The sequence below is a fragment of the Arthrobacter globiformis genome (assembly GCF_030817195.1).
Classification (GTDB): domain Bacteria; phylum Actinomycetota; class Actinomycetes; order Actinomycetales; family Micrococcaceae; genus Arthrobacter; species Arthrobacter globiformis_D.
In genome coordinates this window covers 5092653-5109543 of the sequence record NZ_JAUSYZ010000001.1, presented here as the reverse complement: position 1 = coordinate 5109543, position 16891 = coordinate 5092653, and the positions used below count along the sequence as shown (strand labels likewise).

The 16891-nt window shown below is 68.2% G+C and carries 16 protein-coding genes and 1 pseudogene; 6 read left to right on the top strand and 11 right to left on the bottom strand.

Annotated elements, in window-relative coordinates:
* Positions 1–9 precede the first annotated feature (9 nt).
* The 3 genes and pseudogenes from QF036_RS23480 (at position 10) to QF036_RS23470 (ending at position 4987) form a co-directional block, all read left to right on the top strand.
* Complete coding sequence (locus QF036_RS23480; RefSeq protein ID WP_307105609.1) at positions 10–432, top strand: heat shock protein transcriptional repressor HspR; 423 nt, start codon at positions 10–12, stop codon at positions 430–432.
* Positions 433–572: 140 nt separating this feature from the next.
* The gene (locus tag QF036_RS23475; protein ID WP_307105607.1) at positions 573–3317 is read left to right on the top strand and encodes a PEP/pyruvate-binding domain-containing protein; all 2745 of its coding nucleotides are present in this window, start codon (positions 573–575) and stop codon (positions 3315–3317) included.
* A gap of 163 nt (positions 3318–3480) precedes the next feature.
* Positions 3481–4987 (top strand): annotated as a pseudogene (locus QF036_RS23470) (DUF222 domain-containing protein).
* Here the strand turns inward: QF036_RS23470 and QF036_RS23465 are convergent.
* The 6 genes from QF036_RS23465 to QF036_RS23440 all read right to left on the bottom strand — a co-directional run bounded on the left by QF036_RS23465 (position 4941) and on the right by QF036_RS23440 (position 9970).
* Entirely contained in the window at positions 4941–5903 is a 963-nt protein-coding gene (locus tag QF036_RS23465; RefSeq protein WP_307105605.1) for a D-2-hydroxyacid dehydrogenase family protein, read from the bottom strand. The pseudogene QF036_RS23470 and the gene QF036_RS23465 overlap by 47 nt on opposite strands.
* Positions 5904–5963: 60 nt before the next feature.
* Positions 5964–6275 carry a hypothetical protein gene (locus QF036_RS23460; RefSeq protein WP_307105603.1) on the bottom strand — a complete coding sequence of 104 codons (312 nt, stop codon included), beginning with the start codon at positions 6273–6275 and terminating at the stop codon, positions 5964–5966.
* 103 nt (positions 6276–6378) lie between these two features.
* Positions 6379–6774 (bottom strand): universal stress protein, encoded by a 396-nt coding sequence (locus QF036_RS23455; RefSeq protein ID WP_307105601.1) that lies wholly within the window; start codon positions 6772–6774, stop codon positions 6379–6381.
* The gene (locus QF036_RS23450) at positions 6771–8459 is read right to left on the bottom strand and encodes a tripartite tricarboxylate transporter permease (RefSeq protein ID WP_307105600.1); all 1689 of its coding nucleotides are present in this window, start codon (positions 8457–8459) and stop codon (positions 6771–6773) included. Before QF036_RS23450 ends, QF036_RS23455 begins: the two co-directional genes overlap by 4 nt.
* Positions 8460–8963 carry a tripartite tricarboxylate transporter TctB family protein gene (locus QF036_RS23445; RefSeq protein WP_307105598.1) on the bottom strand — a complete coding sequence of 168 codons (504 nt, stop codon included), beginning with the start codon at positions 8961–8963 and terminating at the stop codon, positions 8460–8462.
* Entirely contained in the window at positions 8960–9970 is a 1011-nt protein-coding gene (locus tag QF036_RS23440; RefSeq protein ID WP_307105596.1) for a Bug family tripartite tricarboxylate transporter substrate binding protein, read from the bottom strand. The genes QF036_RS23445 and QF036_RS23440 overlap by 4 nt, the downstream gene beginning before the upstream one ends.
* A gap of 231 nt (positions 9971–10201) precedes the next feature.
* Here QF036_RS23440 and QF036_RS23435 point away from each other — a divergent pair, with 231 nt between their 5' ends.
* On the top strand, positions 10202–11776 hold the full coding sequence (locus QF036_RS23435) for a sensor histidine kinase (RefSeq protein ID WP_307106070.1): 1575 nt from the start codon (positions 10202–10204) through the stop codon (positions 11774–11776).
* A complete protein-coding gene (locus QF036_RS23430; protein ID WP_307105594.1) occupies positions 11773–12441 on the top strand; it encodes a response regulator in 669 nt (222 codons plus the stop codon). Before QF036_RS23435 ends, QF036_RS23430 begins: the two co-directional genes overlap by 4 nt.
* Positions 12442–12453: 12 nt before the next feature.
* Here the strand turns inward: QF036_RS23430 and QF036_RS23425 are convergent, their stop codons facing one another.
* Complete coding sequence (locus QF036_RS23425; protein ID WP_307105593.1) at positions 12454–13035, bottom strand: adenylate kinase; 582 nt, start codon at positions 13033–13035, stop codon at positions 12454–12456.
* A gap of 161 nt (positions 13036–13196) precedes the next feature.
* On the opposite strand from QF036_RS23425, the gene QF036_RS23420 reads away from it, so the two are divergent.
* Positions 13197–13751, top strand: a complete 555-nt coding sequence (locus QF036_RS23420; RefSeq protein WP_307105591.1) for a cysteine hydrolase family protein — start codon at positions 13197–13199, stop codon at positions 13749–13751.
* Between the two features lie 12 nt (positions 13752–13763).
* Here QF036_RS23420 and QF036_RS23415 read toward each other — a convergent pair whose 3' ends face one another.
* The 4 genes from QF036_RS23415 to QF036_RS23400 all read right to left on the bottom strand — a co-directional run bounded on the left by QF036_RS23415 (position 13764) and on the right by QF036_RS23400 (position 16833).
* Positions 13764–15035: an RNA polymerase sigma factor gene (locus QF036_RS23415; RefSeq protein WP_307105590.1), complete on the bottom strand. Its 1272-nt coding sequence runs from the start codon at positions 15033–15035 to the stop codon at positions 13764–13766.
* A complete protein-coding gene (locus tag QF036_RS23410; protein ID WP_076799765.1) occupies positions 15032–15460 on the bottom strand; it encodes a YciI family protein in 429 nt (142 codons plus the stop codon). Before QF036_RS23410 ends, QF036_RS23415 begins: the two co-directional genes overlap by 4 nt.
* A gap of 153 nt (positions 15461–15613) precedes the next feature.
* The gene (locus QF036_RS23405) at positions 15614–15952 is read right to left on the bottom strand and encodes a YybH family protein (RefSeq protein ID WP_307105588.1); all 339 of its coding nucleotides are present in this window, start codon (positions 15950–15952) and stop codon (positions 15614–15616) included.
* Between the two features lie 20 nt (positions 15953–15972).
* Positions 15973–16833, bottom strand: coding sequence for a Rieske 2Fe-2S domain-containing protein (locus tag QF036_RS23400; protein ID WP_307105586.1), 861 nt, complete (start codon positions 16831–16833; stop codon positions 15973–15975).
* Positions 16834–16891 lie beyond the last annotated feature (58 nt).

Below are 16891 nucleotides of genomic sequence, written 5' to 3'. Positions count from 1 at the left end.
GTGCCGGCCGTGGACATTAATTTCGATCAGCCGATCTTCGTCATCTCGGTGGCCGCCGAGCTCGCCGACATGCACCCGCAGACCCTCCGCCAGTACGACCGGCTGGGCATCGTCTCGCCCAGCCGGGCGCCGGGCAAGTCCCGCCGGTACTCCCAGCGGGACGTGAACCGGCTCCGTGAAGTGCAGCGGTTGTCCCATGAGGGCGTCTCGCTCGAAGGCATCAAGCGCATCTTGGAACTCGAAAACCAGGTTGCTGCCCTGCAGCACCGGGTGAGCGAACTGACCGAGGAACTGGCCCGCCGTCGTGAGCCGTTGGAGTCCCGGATCTTTGCCGCCGGCGCCGCCGGTGACGTGGTGAGCCTGGCACGCGGCCAGCGCCCCCGGCCCCGTTCGCAGGCCGTGGTGGTGTGGCGGCCCCGCGGCGATATCTAGCCATCCGGGTCTAGCCGTCCCCTCCTGGCCTTCCCCATTGCCAGAACGGGGTGCAGTGCCACAATAGGGTGCAGCGCCGGAACGGGGTCAGCAGCCGCAATGCCGCGGTCCCGGCTCCCGGGCAGAAGGGACGCAGGGTCATGACTTACATCAAGGACTTTGGCCAGCTGGGACGCAGCGATCTGGACGAGGCAGGCGGCAAGGGCGCCAACCTCGGCGAGCTGGCCCGGGCCGGTTTCCCGGTGCCGCCCGGCTTCGTGCTCACCACGGCGGCCTACCAGGACTTTGTCAACGCCAACGGGATCACCGGCCGCATCCTTGAGCTCGCCGCCCTCCCCGCCGGCGCTTCGAACGGCGACTATGACGCTGCCGCCGGGCAGATCCGCGCCCTCTTCGCCGAGAGCACGGTGCCCGAGGAGATTACCGGCGAACTCCTGGCGGCCTACGGGCGGCTGAGCCACCAGACGCTGGACCACCAGACGCCGGCCGGAGCAGGCGACGGGGCCGGCGCGGAGCCCAGCAGCGACCACGCCGCGCGGGTGGCGGTGCGCTCCTCAGCCACCGCGGAAGACCTCGCCTCGGCCAGCTTCGCCGGCCAGCAGGACACCTACCTGAACGTCTCCGGGCCTGACGCCATCGTCGCCGCCGTCATCGACTGCTGGGCGTCGCTGTGGAACGCCCGCGCCATGGCATACCGCTCACGGAACGGCTTCGACCCCGCCACCGTGCGCCTCGCCGTCGTGATCCAGGAGATGGTCGACGCCGGGGCCGCTGGCGTGCTGTTCACCGCCAACCCCGCCACGGGCCGCCGCGACCAGGTGGTGATCAGCGCCGCCTGGGGTCTGGGCGAATCCGTGGTCAGCGGGGCCGTCACCACGGACGACGTCGTAGTGGATGCCGCGACGGGCCGCGTGGAGCAACGCCGGACGGCGGACAAGGACGTGATGACCGTCTACGACGGAACAGGCACCAGGGAGCAGCCGGTCCCCGAAGAGAAGCGCCGGGAGCCCGTGCTCGACGACGACGCGGCGGCCGCCCTGGCCCGCCAGGGAACGGCTATAGCGAAGCACTTCGGGGTGCCCCAGGACATCGAATGGGCGCAGGCAGCAGGGGACTTTTTCATCCTGCAGGCCCGTCCCATCACCGCACTGCCCGAGCCCTCGGCCGACGCCCCGACGGAGTGGCCGCTGCCCTACCCGAACGGGATGTACTTCCGGGCCAGCATCGTCGAGCAGTTGCCGGACCCGTTGTCGCCCCTGTTCGCCGACCTCATCGACGGCGCCGTAGTCCGGTCGCTGAACGCCCTGTTCAACGAGGCATTCGGTAAGAGCGTGGTGCGGCCCGGGGACGTCTCGCTGCCCACCGTCAACGGCTACGCGTACTACTACTACAACAACGCCGGAATGCGGCGGGTCATGGGCAAGTCACTGACGGCGATGCGCGCGCTGGCCCAAGGCAAGGCCAACATGGGAATCAAGGGCTGGCGAGACCACTCGCACCCGAAGTACCGCGGACTCGTGAAGTTCTGGGCCGCCAAACGGCCCGCGGACCGTCCGGCGGCCGAACTGCTGGAGGGCATTTCGGCGCTGCTGGACGCCGGCGCCGCGTACTACACCGCCGTGCAGTCCATCATCCCCATCGCCGCAACCAGCGAGATCATGTTCCGGAGCTACTACGACAAGCTCGTCCGGCGGCCCGGCGACCCCTCCGCGGAGGTCTTCCTCCTTGGTTACGACAGCGAACCCATCCGCGCGGAGAAATCCCTGTACGACCTTGCGATGTGGACCCGCGATAGCCCGCAGCTTGCCTCGGCCGTCACGGAAGGGCCATCGGCCGGCATCGCCGAAGCTCTTCGCGCCGGGACGCCTTCGGCGGGAGTGGACGGAGCCCCGGCTGTGGATCCGGAACAGTGGGACGAGTGGCGTTCCCGCCTCCAGCGGCACCTGGACCGTTACGGGCATGCCGTCTACAACCTGGACTTCATCAACCCGGTGCCGGCCGATGACCCCTCCGCGCTGCTGGAGACCCTGAGGTACTTCGTGCGGGGGCAGGGGAAGGACCCGCACGAGCGCCAGCAGCGGTCCGCCGACCGGCGGGAAGAGCAGAGCCGGCTGGTCAGCGCCAGGGTGGGACCGCGCCGCCGCGCTGTCTTCCGCAGGCTCCTCCGCTGGGCGCAGAAGGCGGCGCCTGTCCGTGAGGACGCACTGGCCGACGTCGGACTGGCCTGGCCGTTGATGCGCCGGATGCTGCTGGAACTGGGGCAGCGGCTGACGGACTCGGGCGTCATCGGGGCGCCGTCGGACATCTTCTGGCTACGGCTCGACGAACTCCGCAACGCCATCGACTTCGGGCTGGCCACGCCCGGCGCGGCCATTACCGGTACGGACCGGCCGGTGCGGGCGGAGGCCGTTGAACAGCGCAAGATGCTGTGGCGCGGTCAGCGGAAAGCGGCTGCCCCGCAGTTGCTGCCCGAGAGCCGGTGGATGGAGCGGGCCTTTGTCAGCATGATGCCCGCCCGATCGGTGCAGCAGGCCGGGGATGTCATCACCGGCGTGGGCGCGAGCTCGGGGCAGGTGAGCGCGCTGGCCCGGCTGCTGCATGGTCCCGACGATTTCGCCAGCATGCGGCCCGGCGAGGTGCTGGTGGCACGCATGACCACCCCAGCCTGGACACCGCTGTTTGCGATGGCGTCCGGCGTCGTCACGGACGTCGGCGGGCCGCTGAGCCACAGCTCAATCGTCGCCCGGGAGTACGGCATTCCTGCCGTCCTTGGAACGGGGGTGGCCACCCAGCGCGTGTCGAGCGGACAGCAGGTTAAGGTCGACGGCGACGCCGGCACCGTCACGCTCGACGGTTCCGGGACCGTCGAAGGTGCCGGCAGCTGACTGCGGGGCACGCTTCCCGCGGGGGCACCTTCTCGGCGCCGTCGGGGTGCCGAACCGCTGGTTGAGCCTGTCGAAACCAACCCGCGAAACCGGCGGAGCCACCCCGGGATCGTCTGCCTTGGCGCGCCGCAAAATTGTCGGTTCCCCCTGTCATGCTGTGGGTATGGATAGCACGGCAGTGGTGGAAACGTGGGAGGGCATTGAGTCCTCCGTTGCTGTGCTGGCTGGTTTTGTCCGCGGGGCCGCCGGAATAGGTGACGGCCAGGCGACCGGTGATCTGGTCGCTGTGGATCCTGCTGCGGGTGATCCGCTTCGGGAACGGGGATGCGTGTTTGGACAGTATGGCTGAGTTGGGCAGGTTGGAGGCCCGGCTGGCGGCTCTGAAAGTCCGTTTGGCCGCGGGGTATTCCACCCTTGACGAGGCCTTGGCGGTACCGTCGAATTCGAGGCAGGAGGGCACAGCCCGGGAAATGTCCGTGACCGCTGAGGTCGCGGGTGCCCTGACCGTGAGCGAACGCAGTGCCGGTGCCCTGCTGTGCGAGGCCCAAACCCTGACCACCGAGCGGCCGATGACGCTGACCGCGCTGGGGTCAGGGAGGATATCGTTTCAGCACGCACGGGTGATGTGTGACGAAACAGCCAACTTGGAGCCCGCCGCGGCCGGGGCCCTGGAAGCCCATTTCCTCGACCCGGACGCTCCCGGGTTTGCGCGGGGCTGCTTTGCCGGGGAGCTGGCGCCGGGCAGGTTCCGGGCCAGGGCACGTGCCTGGCGGGAACGGCACCATCCGGTGAGCATCGAAACCCGCCACAGCAAGAGTGTGAAGGATCGGCGGTTGGAGTATGTTCCGGACCGGGACGGCATGGCCTGGCTGTCCGCGTATCTGCCCGCGGACCAGGCTGCCGGGATCTGGGACCGCACCACTGTCGCCGCCCGTGCCTTGCAGGGCCCGGCAGAGTCCCGGACCCTGACCCAGCTGCGGGCTGATGTGGCCGCCGGATGGCTGCTGACGGCGGGCCCCGGGGTTGATGGAGCCGAAGGTTCCTTGTCCGCAGGCTCTGTCCCTCCCGGTGTTGTGCCGACTCCACGGGCGCAGTTCCTGGTCACGGTTCCGGTGTTTTCGCTGCTTGGACAGACGGAGGAGCCGGCCACCCTGGACGGGTACGGGCCGATCCCGCCGTCGATGGCCCGCCGGCTCGTTGCCGACGGCGGGGGATCGTTCCTGCGGGTCCTGACCGACCCGCGGGACGGCGCGCCGCTGGAGATCGGACGCACCAGCTACCGATTAACGAAGCCGATGCGCCAATGGCTCCGGCTCCGAGACGCGAGCTGCACGTTTCCCAACTGCAACAATCACTCCCTGGACAACGACGCCGACCACATCCTGGCCTGGGCCGACGGCGGGACCACCGGCGTTGCCAACCTAGGCCAGCCTTGCCCTAAGCACCACCGCCTGAAACACACCACAGCGTGGAGACCGGTCGGCGCCACCCGTGAGAGCCCGCCGGGCTGGATCTCGCCCACCGGCCGGTCCTATCCGGCCGAGTACCAGGACTGGGAACCACCCGAGTGGCCCAATAGCCTCAAGCCAGTCAGACCCGGCCCGGCTGGGGTACGTCCGTCTTCTATGGCGTCAGTTCCCGCACCGGGGAGCCGTCCAGCCACGCAGTGACGTCCTCGAACGCGCCGCCGAAGAAGGCCCGGTAGCTTTCCTGGGTGACGTAGCCCAGATGGGGCGTCAGGAGTGTTCGGGGCGCGGCCAGCAGCTGATGCCCTGCCGGAAGGGGTTCCTGGTCGAACACGTCGATCGCGGCGCCACGGATCCAGCCCTCCTGGAGGGCGGTAACCAGAGCCTGCTGGTCCACCAGCGGCCCGCGGGCGGTGTTGACCAGGACGCCGTCGGGGCCGAGGAGCTGCAGTTCCCGTTCTCCTACTGTCCCCTCCGAACGCGGCGACAGGCGCAGGTGCAGGGACACGACGTCGGACTCTGTGAAGAGTTCTTCCTTGCCGACTCTGCGGGCGCCGGCAGCCGCGGCGGTTTCCTCGGTGAGGTTCTGGCTCCAGGCCAGCACGTCCATCCCGAAGGCGCGGCCGTAGGCGGCGATGCGCTTCCCGATCTTCCCCAGACCAACGATTCCCAGGGTCTTTCCGGACAGTTCGAACCCGATGCCGGTCTGCCAGTGGTGGGCGCGCAAGGAGGCCTCTTCCGCGCTCAGGTTCCGGGCGAAAGCGAGCAGCAATGCCCACGTCAGTTCCGGCGCGGCAGTGGGGGAGCCGCCGGTTCCGCACACCACGACGCCGTGGTCGGCTGCCGCCTGCAGATCGATGGCCGCATTGGCGGCGCCGGTGGTCACGAGCAGTTTCAGCTGCGACAGCTGCCCGATGAGGCTGCGGGGAAACGGCGTCCGCTCCCGCATGGCGATGACGATGTCAAAGTCCGCGAGGGCCGCCGCGGTTTCGGCCTCCGAGCCAAAATGCGCACCGAACACTGTGACGGCGACGCCCCGCTGCGCCAGGGAACTCCATGGGGCGAAGTCCTCCGCGACTCCCTGATAGTCGTCCAGAATGGCTAGCCGGTACTGGTTCATGGCATTACGGTATCGGACGGTCAGCGCCGGTCAGCGCACGTCAGCGCAGGTCAGTGGTGGTCAGCGCCGGTGGGACTGCCCGGCCCTGCCGGGAATCCGGGTGCGGTCCGTGCCGGCGATGTGCCTCCGGGCGCGCCGGAAGACCGTTACTCCGTCGCCTTGCAGAAACAGCGCACGCCCGCGGCCGCCGTCCTGGATGAGCCAGATGACGCTGCCGTCCGGGGCCCGCATGTCGACGCAGCCAGCGGCGACCGTGCGCCCGTTGCGGCGGATCTCTACTTCGTCAGCCGGGGACAGCGTTGCCCAGTTGGCTACTGGTTCGCGGGCGGGCCACGGTGATCGGGCCTGGATATTGGGGGCGCAAACGGTCATGGGTGGTCCTTTCAAAGTGCCGCGGGCCGGTGTCCGGATCCCGATGGATCCGGACACCGGCCCGCGGCGTGGTTAGTGGCGGCAGCCGTTTGGTGGCTCAGGCTCAGGCGCCGGCCTTGACGGCCAGCACCGGGCAGGATGCCTCCAGCAGGATCTGCTGCGCCGTGCTGCCCATGATCAGCTTCCCTACCGGGGTCCGCTTACGGAGACCGATCACGATGAGCTCGGCCCGGTACTTCTCCGCGGCCTCCAGCACCTCGTTGGCCGCGTCGTTGCCACGGACCGGCTGCAGCACCAGGTGGTCGATCCCTGCCTGCTCCAGCCGTTGGGTCACCTCATTGATGTCGGCCGCCTGGGCGTACCGCTTGTCCACGATGGCGTCTCCCCGGGAGGAGTTGATGATAACCAGTCGTGTTTGGCTCTTGTGCGCCTCGGTGATGGCGCGGTCCAGGGCCGCGGTACCCTCGGCCGTGGGGACGTAGCCGACGATGATGCTCACGGGTTCTCCTCTCCGTGGTTGGCGTGGGTGGCGTCCGCCCGGCGGCGGCCGGCATCAGCAGGTCGCTCAGCGGCAGGTGCCTCAACAGCGGGTGAAAGATAGGGCCCGGCTGCGGGTCCCTCGACGGCGGGCGCGGCAGCAGGGCCGGCAGCGGGTCCTTCAACGGCGGGTCCGCCGGCCAAAACCAGCCCGGCCGTCCGGGGCCGCAGGCGGCGCCAGAGCTTTGCCAGGAGCGGCCAGGCCAGGACCAGGGCCACGATGATGTAGACGACGACGGCGATCGGCTCGCTCCAGAGGCCAGACACGTCGCCAGCGCTCAGCTGCAGGGTCTTCCGCAGCTGGCCTTCGGCTCGCGGACCCAGGATGAGGCCGAGGATCAGCGGCAGCACGGGCAGCCCGTACCGGCGCATCAGGAAGCCGAGGGCGCCCAGGACCAGCAGGATCACCAGGTCGAAGGCCTGCAGGTTCACTGCGTAGGCGCCCAGCGTGGCGAAGAACAGGATGCCCGCGTAGAGGTAGGGGCGGGGCAGCCGGAGTAGCTTGGCCCATACCGGTGCCAGCGGGAGGTTGACCAGCAGCAGCAGCGTGTTGCCGATGAAGAGGCTGGCGATCAGCGCCCAGACCAGGGGTCCCTCATTGGCAAACAGGAGCGGTCCGGGCTGGATGCCGAACTGCACGAACGCGGCGAGCATGACGGCGGCCGTGGCGTTCGTCGGCAGGCCCAGCGCGAGCATCGGGGTCAGCGTGCCCGCAGCCGCGGCGTTGTTGGCAGCCTCGGGCCCGGCGACGCCTTCGATGGCGCCCTTGCCGAACTCCTCAGGGTGCTTGGACAGCCGCTTCTCGGTCACATAGGACAGGAAAGTAGGTATCTCGGCGCCGCCGGCGGGCAATGCCCCGAAGGGGAAACCCAAAGCGGTGCCGCGCAGCCACGGCTTCCAGGACCGCTTCCAGTCCTGCTTGCCCATCCATGGCCGGCCGACGGGAATGATCTGCAGCGGGGTGCGGCGCAGGTGCGCCGCGACCCAGAGGGCCTCGCCGACGGCGAAGATCGCCACCGCGACAACGACCACGTCGAGGCCGTCAGCCAGCAGGGGCTGGCCGAAGGTGAGGCGACGCTGGCCTGTCACCGAGTCGATGCCCACCAGGCCGATGGCCAGGCCGAGGCCGAGGGAAGCAAAGCCGCGGAGTCGTGAGGCACCCAGGACTGCGGTGACGGCCAGCAGTGCCAGAATCATGATGGCGAAGTAGCTCGGCGAACCGAGGCTGACGGCGAACTGGACGACGATCGGCGCGAAGACCACCAGGAGGGTGGTGCCGATGGTGCCGGCGACGAACGAGCCGATGGCCGCCGTCGCGAGTGCCTGCGCGGCTTTGCCGGCCTTGGCCATCTTGTTGCCTTCAATGGCCGTGATCACCGAGGACGATTCGCCGGGGGTGTTGAGCAGGATCGACGTCGTCGAGCCGCCGTACATGCCGCCGTAGTAGATGCCGGCGAACATGATGAAGGCGCTGGTCGGTTCCAGGACGGTTGTCACGGGAAGCAGCAGGGCCACGGTCATGGCCGGGCCGATGCCGGGCAGGACACCGACGGCGGTGCCCAGCAGGACGCCGATGAACGCGTACAGGAGGTTCATGGGGGTCAGCGCCGTCGCGAACCCGTCCATGAGTGAGGACAGGATGTCCATCTAGAGAATCCCTTCAAGGAGCCCGGCAGGAAGTGCGATGCCGAGGCCGAGGTAGAAGCCGTAGAAGGTCAGCAAGGCAAGCGCCAAGGAGATCAGTCCGTCGCGGACGTAGTGGCGGCTTCCGAGCGCCCAGACGCTGCCCCAGAAGAGCACCGTGCCGGAGATGACCCAGCCGGCCCAGTCAATGAGCAGGATGTTGGCGATGAAGGCGCCGGCCAGCGGGAGGACGGTCTTCCAGTCGCTGGGGTGGGTCAGGTCGACGTCCTCGCCGGCCTCAGCTTCGCCACGGCCGCCGCGCAGGACGTTCACGGCCAGCATCACGGCGCAGACCACCAGGAGTGCTCCCACGACGATGGGCAGGGTCTTGGGGCCCACCGGGTCTGACTGGGAGTAGGGCACGACCAGGCGCGTTGCGTCCAGGAGGACCAAGGCGCCAACCGCCCCGAGCAGGGCTGCGACGCCCAGCTCGGAGCGGCCTTTAAGGCGGGTGGACAGAGAGGTCACGCCAGGCCGAGCTTCGTCAGAACGTCGGCAACGCGCTTGTCCTGGTCGGTGAGGAAGGACTTGAATTCGTCGCCGGTGATGAAGGCGTCGGTCCAGCCGCGCGTCTTCAGGGTCTCCTTCCAGGCTGCCGACTCATGCATCTTCTCCAGGGTGGCGATCAGGGCGTCGCGGTCGGCGTCGCTGACGCCGGGGGGAGCCACGATGCCGCGCCAGTTGGTGAACACCAGGTCGATGTTGGATTCCTTGAGCGTGGGGGCGTCAACGCCTTCCAGCCGCTTTTCGCCGCTGGTCGCCAGCACGCGGATGTCGCCGGACTTGATCTGCTGGATGTATTCGCCTGCGCCGGAAGCTGCGAAGCCGAGCTTGTTGCCGATGATGGCCGGGAGCAGGTCGCCGCCGCCGTCGTAGGAAACGAAGTTGACCTTCTTGGCGTCGATGCCCACGGCACCTGCGAGCTGCATGGGCAGGAGGTGGTCCGGGCCGCCGGGCGAGGAGCCGCCGCCGACGCTGACCTTGGACGGGTCCTTCTTCCAAGCGGTGACAAGATCGTCGATGGTCTTGTATGGGGAGTCCTTGGAGACCATGATGGCGCCGGGCTCTTCAATGAGCTTCGCCAGCGGGGTGGTGTCGGTCAGCTTGGACTCGGACTTGTTGGTGTAGCTTGCGCCGACGACGCCCAGGCCCATGAGCATGGCGAGGTCGCCGTTGCCTTTTTCGTTGACGATGCGGGCCAGGCCGACGGTGCCGCCGGCGCCGGCCAGGTTGAAGACCTCCGGGTTGGTGGCCAGCTTCTCGTCCTCGAGAACCTTTGCCGCGGCGCGGGCCGTGGTGTCGTAGCCGCCGCCCGCGGTGTTCGGCACCATGATGCGAAGTCCGGTAAGGGGGGCGGTGCTGGCTCCGCTCGTGGAGGGGCCGGCGGCAGTCTTGCCGGTTGCTCCGCAGCCTGACGCCATCAGTGCGATGCCTGCCGCCACTGCCGCCACGCGCAATGCGCTCAATCCGCGCATGTTGTTCCTCTTCTCGTTGAATCCGTTGATCGGGGGGTGCTTCCGATGCTAGGGCCCAACGTGACGGGGCTCACTCTTGTGTAAGCAGAGAAAGTTAAGTTCATTTCGTTCACGTTTCCGCTCTCCAACAGCGCAGCAAACGAAGGGGTAGGCCCGGTACCGTGTCAGGTATAGTTCACCCCACCTACGGCCCCACAGGAAGAACAGCAGCAGATGACTCGACGGCGAGGAATGTCCCTTGCGGGGCAGTATCTTCGGCTGCAGCTCCTGATCGTGCTGGCCGTGCTGGTGGCCGTGGTGGCGATCTCGCTGGCCCAGTCGGCGGCAACGTTTGAACGAGTGGAGGGCCGCCAGGCCCTTTCGGCCGCGGAAACGCTGGCGGCGAACCCTGCCGTACGGAGCCTGCTGCCGGATGCCCAGCCCCAGGGCAACTCCGTGCTGCCGTCGGTGTCCGAGGCGGTACGGACGATTTCGGGGTCCTCCCAGGTGGCCCTGGCCCGGGCCGACCGGACGGTGGTGACGTCGTCGGATCCGTCCCAGGAGGGACGCCAGCTGGAACTCGGCGACAGCGCGGTGATGTCCGGGCGCGCGTGGACCGGCGTGGTCGGAACCGGGACCGGGGAAGCCGTCGCCGCGCACGTGCCGGTGCTGGACGACGCCGGGAAAATGGTAGGCATTGCCGTGGTCGGCAGGAGTTACCCTTCCGTCCTGGAGCGGCTGGGCGATGCAGTCCCGAACCTGTTGACCTATCTGGGCGTGGCGAGTGTCCTGGGCGTGGCCGGTTCGCTACTGCTGGCCCGCCGCGTCAAACGCCAGACGCTGGGCATGGAGCCGGACGAGATCACCGGCCTCGTGGAGAACCGGGAGGCGATGCTGCACGGGCTCAAGGAAGGCGTGGTGGCGCTGGACCCCCAGCAGCGCATCACGGTGGTCAACGACAGCGCACGGAGCCTGCTGAATCTGCCGCACGACTGCGTGGGCAAGAACCTGGGCAGCCTGGCGGTGCCGCCGATGCTGCGCGAGGTGCTCACCGAGGACCAGCCCGGACCGGACCGCCTGGTCCTGGTGGGGGAGAAGCTCGTGGTGCTGAACCGGATGCCGATGCGCTCGCACGGACGGGTGATCGGCTCGGTCACCACCCTGCGCGACCGGACGGAGCTGGCGTCCCTGGAACGTGAGCTGGGCACGACGCGGACGGCCACCGACACCCTCCGGGCGCAGGCACACGAGTTCGCCAACCAGCTGCACACTATTTCGGGCCTGATCCAGATCGGCGAGTATGACGCCGTCGTCCAGTTCGTCAACGGCACGACGTCGAACCGGACCCGCCTGAACGACGACGTGACCAGCAGGATCGAGGACCCCGCCCTCGCCGCGCTGCTCATTGCCAAGTCGAGCCTCGCCGCCGAACGCGGGGTGTCCCTGCAGCTCGCGGAGGAATCCCGGCTGGGCAAGGTGGATGAGGACCTGTCCCGTGACCTGACCACCGTGGTGGGCAACCTGGTGGACAATGCGCTCGACGCCGTCACCAACACGGCCGAAGCGAAGGTCGAGGTGCTCATCGGAGAGGCCGACGGCGGCGTGCGGGTTGACGTGCGGGACTCGGGACCGGGGGTTCCGGTGGAGGTCATGGACGACATTTTCCGGCAGGGTTTCAGTACCAAAAATTCGCCCGACGGCGGCCGCGGCTACGGCCTGGCGCTCGCCAGGGTGGTCTGCCAGCGGCGCGGCGGACGGCTCACCGTTCGGAACGACGGCGGCGCCGTCTTTACAGCCCTGCTGACGCGTAAGGGAGAGCAGCTTTGATCAAGGTACTTATCGTCGACGACGACTTCATGGTGGCCAAAGTGCACGCCGGCTTTATCCAGCGCACGCCGGGGTTCGCCGTCGTCGGGGTGGCGCACACGGGCGCGCAGGCGGTGCTGGAGACCGAACGGCTGCAGCCGGACCTGGTGCTGCTGGACATCCACCTGCCCGATGTCAACGGCCTGGACCTGATGCACCAGCTGCGGGACGTGGCGCCCGAGCTGGACGTGCTAGTGATCAGTGCTGCGCGCGAGGTGGAGACCGTACGGAAGGCGCTTCGTGGCGGGATCGTGCACTACCTGATCAAGCCGTTTTCCCAGACCGACCTGCAGGAGCGGCTGGAACACTACCGCAACACCTACCAAAGCCTTGACTCGTCCAAGGATGTGGCGGAACAGTCGGACGTCAACCGCGTGTTTGGGCTGGAACGCGCGGACCGTCCCCTGCCGAAAGGCTGCAGCGCCGAGACGCTCCAGGTGGTGGAGAAGGCGCTGCGCTCCGGTGGCGGCGATGTGTCGGCCGCGGAACTGGCTGTGCAGGTGGGGACGTCGCGCGTCAGCGCGCGGCGCTATCTGGAGTACCTCAACGACGTGGGGCTGGTGGACGTGACACTTAAGTACGGCGTCGGGCGCCCTGAACGGCGATATGAGTGGAAGGCGGCGTGAGCGGTGCGCTGCTTATGGCCGCGCCCTGACGGCTTCTATGCCCTGTAGCGCGCTGACGGTGACGGCATCAATGTCCGCCGTGCCATCAACGCTGACCAGCAGGGCGCGCCGGCCGTAGCGTTCGATGACGGGCTCCGTTTCCTGCCGGTACAGCTCCAGCCGGTGGCGGATGACGTCCTCGGTGTCATCGCTTCGCCCCTCGGCGTCGGAGCGGAGCAGCAGCCGCCGGACGATCTCGTCGTCGTGGGCGGTAATTTCCACCACGGCGTCGAGGCTGGTCCCGGCCGCGTCCAGGATGCCGTCGAGGTCGTCCATCTGGCTCACGGTGCGCGGATAGCCGTCCAGCAGGAAGCCGTTCCTCGCGTCCCGTTCCTGCAGCCGCTCCCGCAGCATGGCGGTGGTGAGATTGTCCGGAACAAGGTTGCCGGCGTCGAGGAATTCCTTGATTTCCCGGCCCAGGGGCGATCCGTTGGCCAGATGGCTGCGGAACATGTCCCCGGTGGAGATCTCCGGGATGTGCAGCTCTCCGCTGAGCCGGTGGGCCTGGGTGCCTTTGCCGGAGCCGGGCGGGCCGATGAGCAGGATGCGGGTCATGCTTTTGGTCCGATCTGCCGAGAATGCACGCTAGGCCCCATTCTTCCGCTGGCCCCGTCCGCCTGCAATGGGTGGCGGGTTCACAACGGCGGTGGCCGCTCCTAGGCTGGGTTCCACCAACCACCCGGCCAAGGAGCTCATATGACCACGCCGAGACCATCATGACCACGCTGCCGGACCGGCCCAACACCGCCCTGATGGTGCTTGACATGCAGAAGGGGGTCGTGGCCGGAGCGCACCAGCGGGACGCAGTGGTGTCCAACATCGCCGCGCTCGTGGACAGGGCCCGCGAAGCCGGGGTTCCGGTCGTCTGGGTCCAGCACTCCGACGACCGGCTGGAGAGGGGGAGCGAGGCCTGGGAGTATGTGCCCGAGCTGAGGCGCCGCGAGCAGGAACCGGTGGTGCACAAGTCCTTCAGCGATGCCTTCGACGACACCGATCTGGAGCAGGTGCTGGCCGCCGCGGCGGTAGGCCGGCTGATGGTCGCTGGAGCGCAGACGGACGAATGCATCAGGTCCACCATCCACGGGGCGTTCGTCCGCGGTTACGACGTGACACTGGTCAGCGACGCCCACACCACGGAGGACCTGACCGAATGGGGTGCCCCTCCGCCGGGCCAGGTCATAGCCCACACGAACCTCTACTGGAAATACCATGGAGGGCCCGGCCGGACGGCTGCAGTGGCAGAGACAAAGGACGTCATCTTCACCGGCTGAACCGGGTGCCGGTCACATCCCGGCTGCCCGCTGCTCCAGTAGCTCCCGCGTGCGCTGGTTCCTGGCCAGTCCGGCCGCCGTCACGAACTCGGACCGCGCCTCCCCGGTCCGTCCGAGCCGGACCAGCAGTTCCCCGCGGACGCTGGGCAGCAGGTGCGTTCCGCGCAGGGCTCCGCCGGAGGCGAGGCCGTCCACGATGGCCAGCGCGGCCGCCGGCCCGGTGGCCATGGAGACCGCCACGGCCCGGTTCAGTTCCACCACGGGGCTGGGAGCGATCCTGCCCAGCGCCTCGTAGAGCAGCACGATGCGCTGCCAGTCGGTGTCGTCGACGCTGGGCGCCGTCGAGTGGCATTCGGCGATCGCGGCCTGCAGTGCGTAGTTGCCGCGGCCCCGGCCCAGCCCGTCGCAGCGGCGCAGGGCGGCACGCCCCCGGCCGATCTGCGCCCGGTCCCACCGGGTCCGATCCTGGTCCGCCAGCAGGACCGGAGACCCGTCGGGTGTGGTGCGGGCAGGGAAGCGGGACGCCTGGAACTCCATCAGGGCCACCAGTCCGTGGGCCTCGGGTTCGCGGGGGACCAGCCCGGCCAGGATGCGTCCGATCCGCAGGGCCTCGTGGGCCAGGTCGGGCCTGATCCACGAATCTCCCGTGGTGGCGGCGTACCCTTCCGTGAACATCAGATAGACGACGCCGAGGACCGCTCCCAGCCGGGCGCCCCACTCGTTGGGCTCGGGAACCTCGAACGGCACCCGGGCCGCCGCCAGCGTTTTCTTGGCCCGCACGATGCGCTGCTGCACGGTGGCGACGGGAACGAGGAACAGCCTTGCGATTTCCTCGGTGGTGAGGCCGCCCACCACCCGCAGCGTCAGCGCCATCTGGGCCTCCCGGGAGAGGACCGGGTGGCAGGCTGTGAAGACGAGCCTGAGCACGTCGTCCTCCAGCGGAACCCAGGCCACGCCGTCGTCGTCTTCCAGGTCCCGGGCTTTGGCCCGGTACCGTTCCTCGAGCCGTTCGGACCGGCGCCAGGCGTCGATGGCCTTGCGCTTGGCGACGGCGGTGAGCCAGGCGGCAGGGTTGTCCGGTGTCCCGGATTCCGGCCACTGGACCAGGGCCTCGGCCAGGGCTTCCTGGGCCAGATCCTCGGCGAAGCCAACGTCCCGGGTGGCGCGGGCCAGGGCCGCGACGATGTGGGCACCCTCGATGCGCCAGAGGGCATCAATCCGGCGCCGTACCGCGGCTGCCGCATCGTTTACGGCATCTCCGCCCACCGCCCGCTCCCGGCTCACGGCTGGTTGAGCTCCTGGCGCCACACCGCTTCCTTCTTGATGTACTCGTTGTCCGCAAAGTCGGCGAAGTCGTCGGCCTCAGCGATCCGGCGGACCTCAAGCTTCGAACCGGGACCAAGCGGGCAGCGGCTGGCCCACTCCTTCGCCTCTTCTTTGGAAGCCACCTGGACAATCCAAAAGCCGTTGAACAGCTCATGCGTTTCGCCGTAGGGGCCGTCCGTCACCACGGGCGGTTCTTCGGAGAAATCGACCACGAAGGCCGATCCCTCGGACAGGTCGGTCAGGCCCTCGCCGGCGAGCATGACGCCGGCCTTGATGAGCTGTTCGTTGTAGGCGCCCATCTGGTTGAGGATCTCCTCGAACGGAACCTGCTTCGAGGCTTCGATGGCTTCGTCCGTGGCGCGCATGATGAACATGTACTTCATGGTTCTCTCCTTGCCTTGACGTGGACGCCGTGTGCGTCCGTCTACTATCCCGTCGAACGGGTCCGGCGGAAATCGACAGGTGCCCTGGAATTTTTTTCGGCGCGGGTTTATTCGGCGCCGGCGGAGTCAGTCAGGCAACACGCAGCTCGCGATTCAGGCTGTGCCGAAGGGGTTGTCGATGGCGAACTTCCATCCCTCGCGTCCCTTGCGCAGGACGTCGGCCGTTCTGCCGTGGAGGTCGACGTTGCTCCCGTCAGCCGCAGTGCCCTTAATGGCCCATTCGGCAATGGCCAAGGCAAGGTCGCCGATGACGTAGACATGGCGGGTGGTCATTCTGATCGGCAGCCCCGCCTGGAGGAATCCCATCATCGCGTTGACGCTGTCTTCGCCGGTTGTGGGCATGCCCGGCTGGGGAACAAACACCGCATCCGGCTCGAAGAATTCCAGCATTCCGTCAACGTCCCTGGCATTGAAGCGCGCGGCCCAGGCCATGTGTATGGCCTGGGGATCCGTTATTCCCACGGTGTCCTCCGGCGGACCTCAATCTGGCCGTCGTTCACCCGGGCTTCGTAGCTTGGCTGGGGAGTGGTTGCCGGCCCCCGGACTATGTGGCCGTCCCCGAGCCGGAACGTGCTGCCGTGCCAGGGGCAGGTGACGCAGCCATCGGCGATCGTTCCCTCCTCGAGCGGACCTCCCATGTGGCTGCACACGCTGTCCAGGGCCAGGATGCCGGAACCTGACCGGTGCAGCAGGACCGAGACGTTTCCTGCGTCGACTTTCCGGCGGTCACCGTCCGCGAGTTCGGACTCGGCCAGGACGGGCGTCCACTCCTTGGGGCCCGTCCTGCCTGCCGTCTTGTTGACGTTGACCGCGTTGCCGTAGCTGAGATGGCCGCCGAGGAAGCCGCCAAACATCAGTACCCCGAACCCGGCCAGCCCAAGGGCCTTTCCGATGGTCCGGCTCCCGGAGGCCCGGGCTACGGCCGAGGACGAGAACAGGCAGAGCGCCGATCCGTTGGCGACCGCGTGGACCAGCCCCACCCGCCGTGACTTTCCCTGCGTGTCGGACCAGTCGTTGAGGCCGGCGGCTGCGGTTGGAACGGCTGTTGCTATTCCGACGGCGACCAGGATGTCCGCGGCTGGCTCGGAGGCGGGCCCTCCCACGGTGTCCAGGACAGTCGCCATGGTCCAGGCCCCGATGGGGAAGTCAGTCAGGACGGGATGCAGCGGATGGCCCAGTGATGTGCCGCTGAGGGTGTTGCGGATGAACCGCGGCTGAACCGCCTTTCCGGCGGCCTTGGAGATGGCCGAAGCCACCCCGTCCAGCCGGTCGAAGTGTTCAATGGCATCAACTAGCGCATGCAATGGGTTCACGGCGGACTCCTTGGGCCTGGCAGTCAGGACAGGTGGTGCACCAAAGTCTGCATCCCCG

Coding starts and splice junctions, on each gene's coding strand:
- QF036_RS23475 (WP_307105607.1), top strand. CDS start 573: ATGACTTACATCAAGGACTTTGGCCAGCTGGGACGCAGCGATCTGGAC.
- QF036_RS23465 (WP_307105605.1), bottom strand. CDS start 5,903: ATGAACCAGTACCGGCTAGCCATTCTGGACGACTATCAGGGAGTCGCG.
- QF036_RS23460 (WP_307105603.1), bottom strand. CDS start 6,275: ATGACCGTTTGCGCCCCCAATATCCAGGCCCGATCACCGTGGCCCGCC.
- QF036_RS23450 (WP_307105600.1), bottom strand. CDS start 8,459: ATGGACATCCTGTCCTCACTCATGGACGGGTTCGCGACGGCGCTGACC.
- QF036_RS23440 (WP_307105596.1), bottom strand. CDS start 9,970: ATGCGCGGATTGAGCGCATTGCGCGTGGCGGCAGTGGCGGCAGGCATC.
- QF036_RS23435 (WP_307106070.1), top strand. CDS start 10,202: ATGTCCCTTGCGGGGCAGTATCTTCGGCTGCAGCTCCTGATCGTGCTG.
- QF036_RS23425 (WP_307105593.1), bottom strand. CDS start 13,035: ATGACCCGCATCCTGCTCATCGGCCCGCCCGGCTCCGGCAAAGGCACC.
- QF036_RS23420 (WP_307105591.1), top strand. CDS start 13,197: ATGACCACGCTGCCGGACCGGCCCAACACCGCCCTGATGGTGCTTGAC.
- QF036_RS23410 (WP_076799765.1), bottom strand. CDS start 15,460: ATGAAGTACATGTTCATCATGCGCGCCACGGACGAAGCCATCGAAGCC.
- QF036_RS23405 (WP_307105588.1), bottom strand. CDS start 15,952: ATGGCCTGGGCCGCGCGCTTCAATGCCAGGGACGTTGACGGAATGCTG.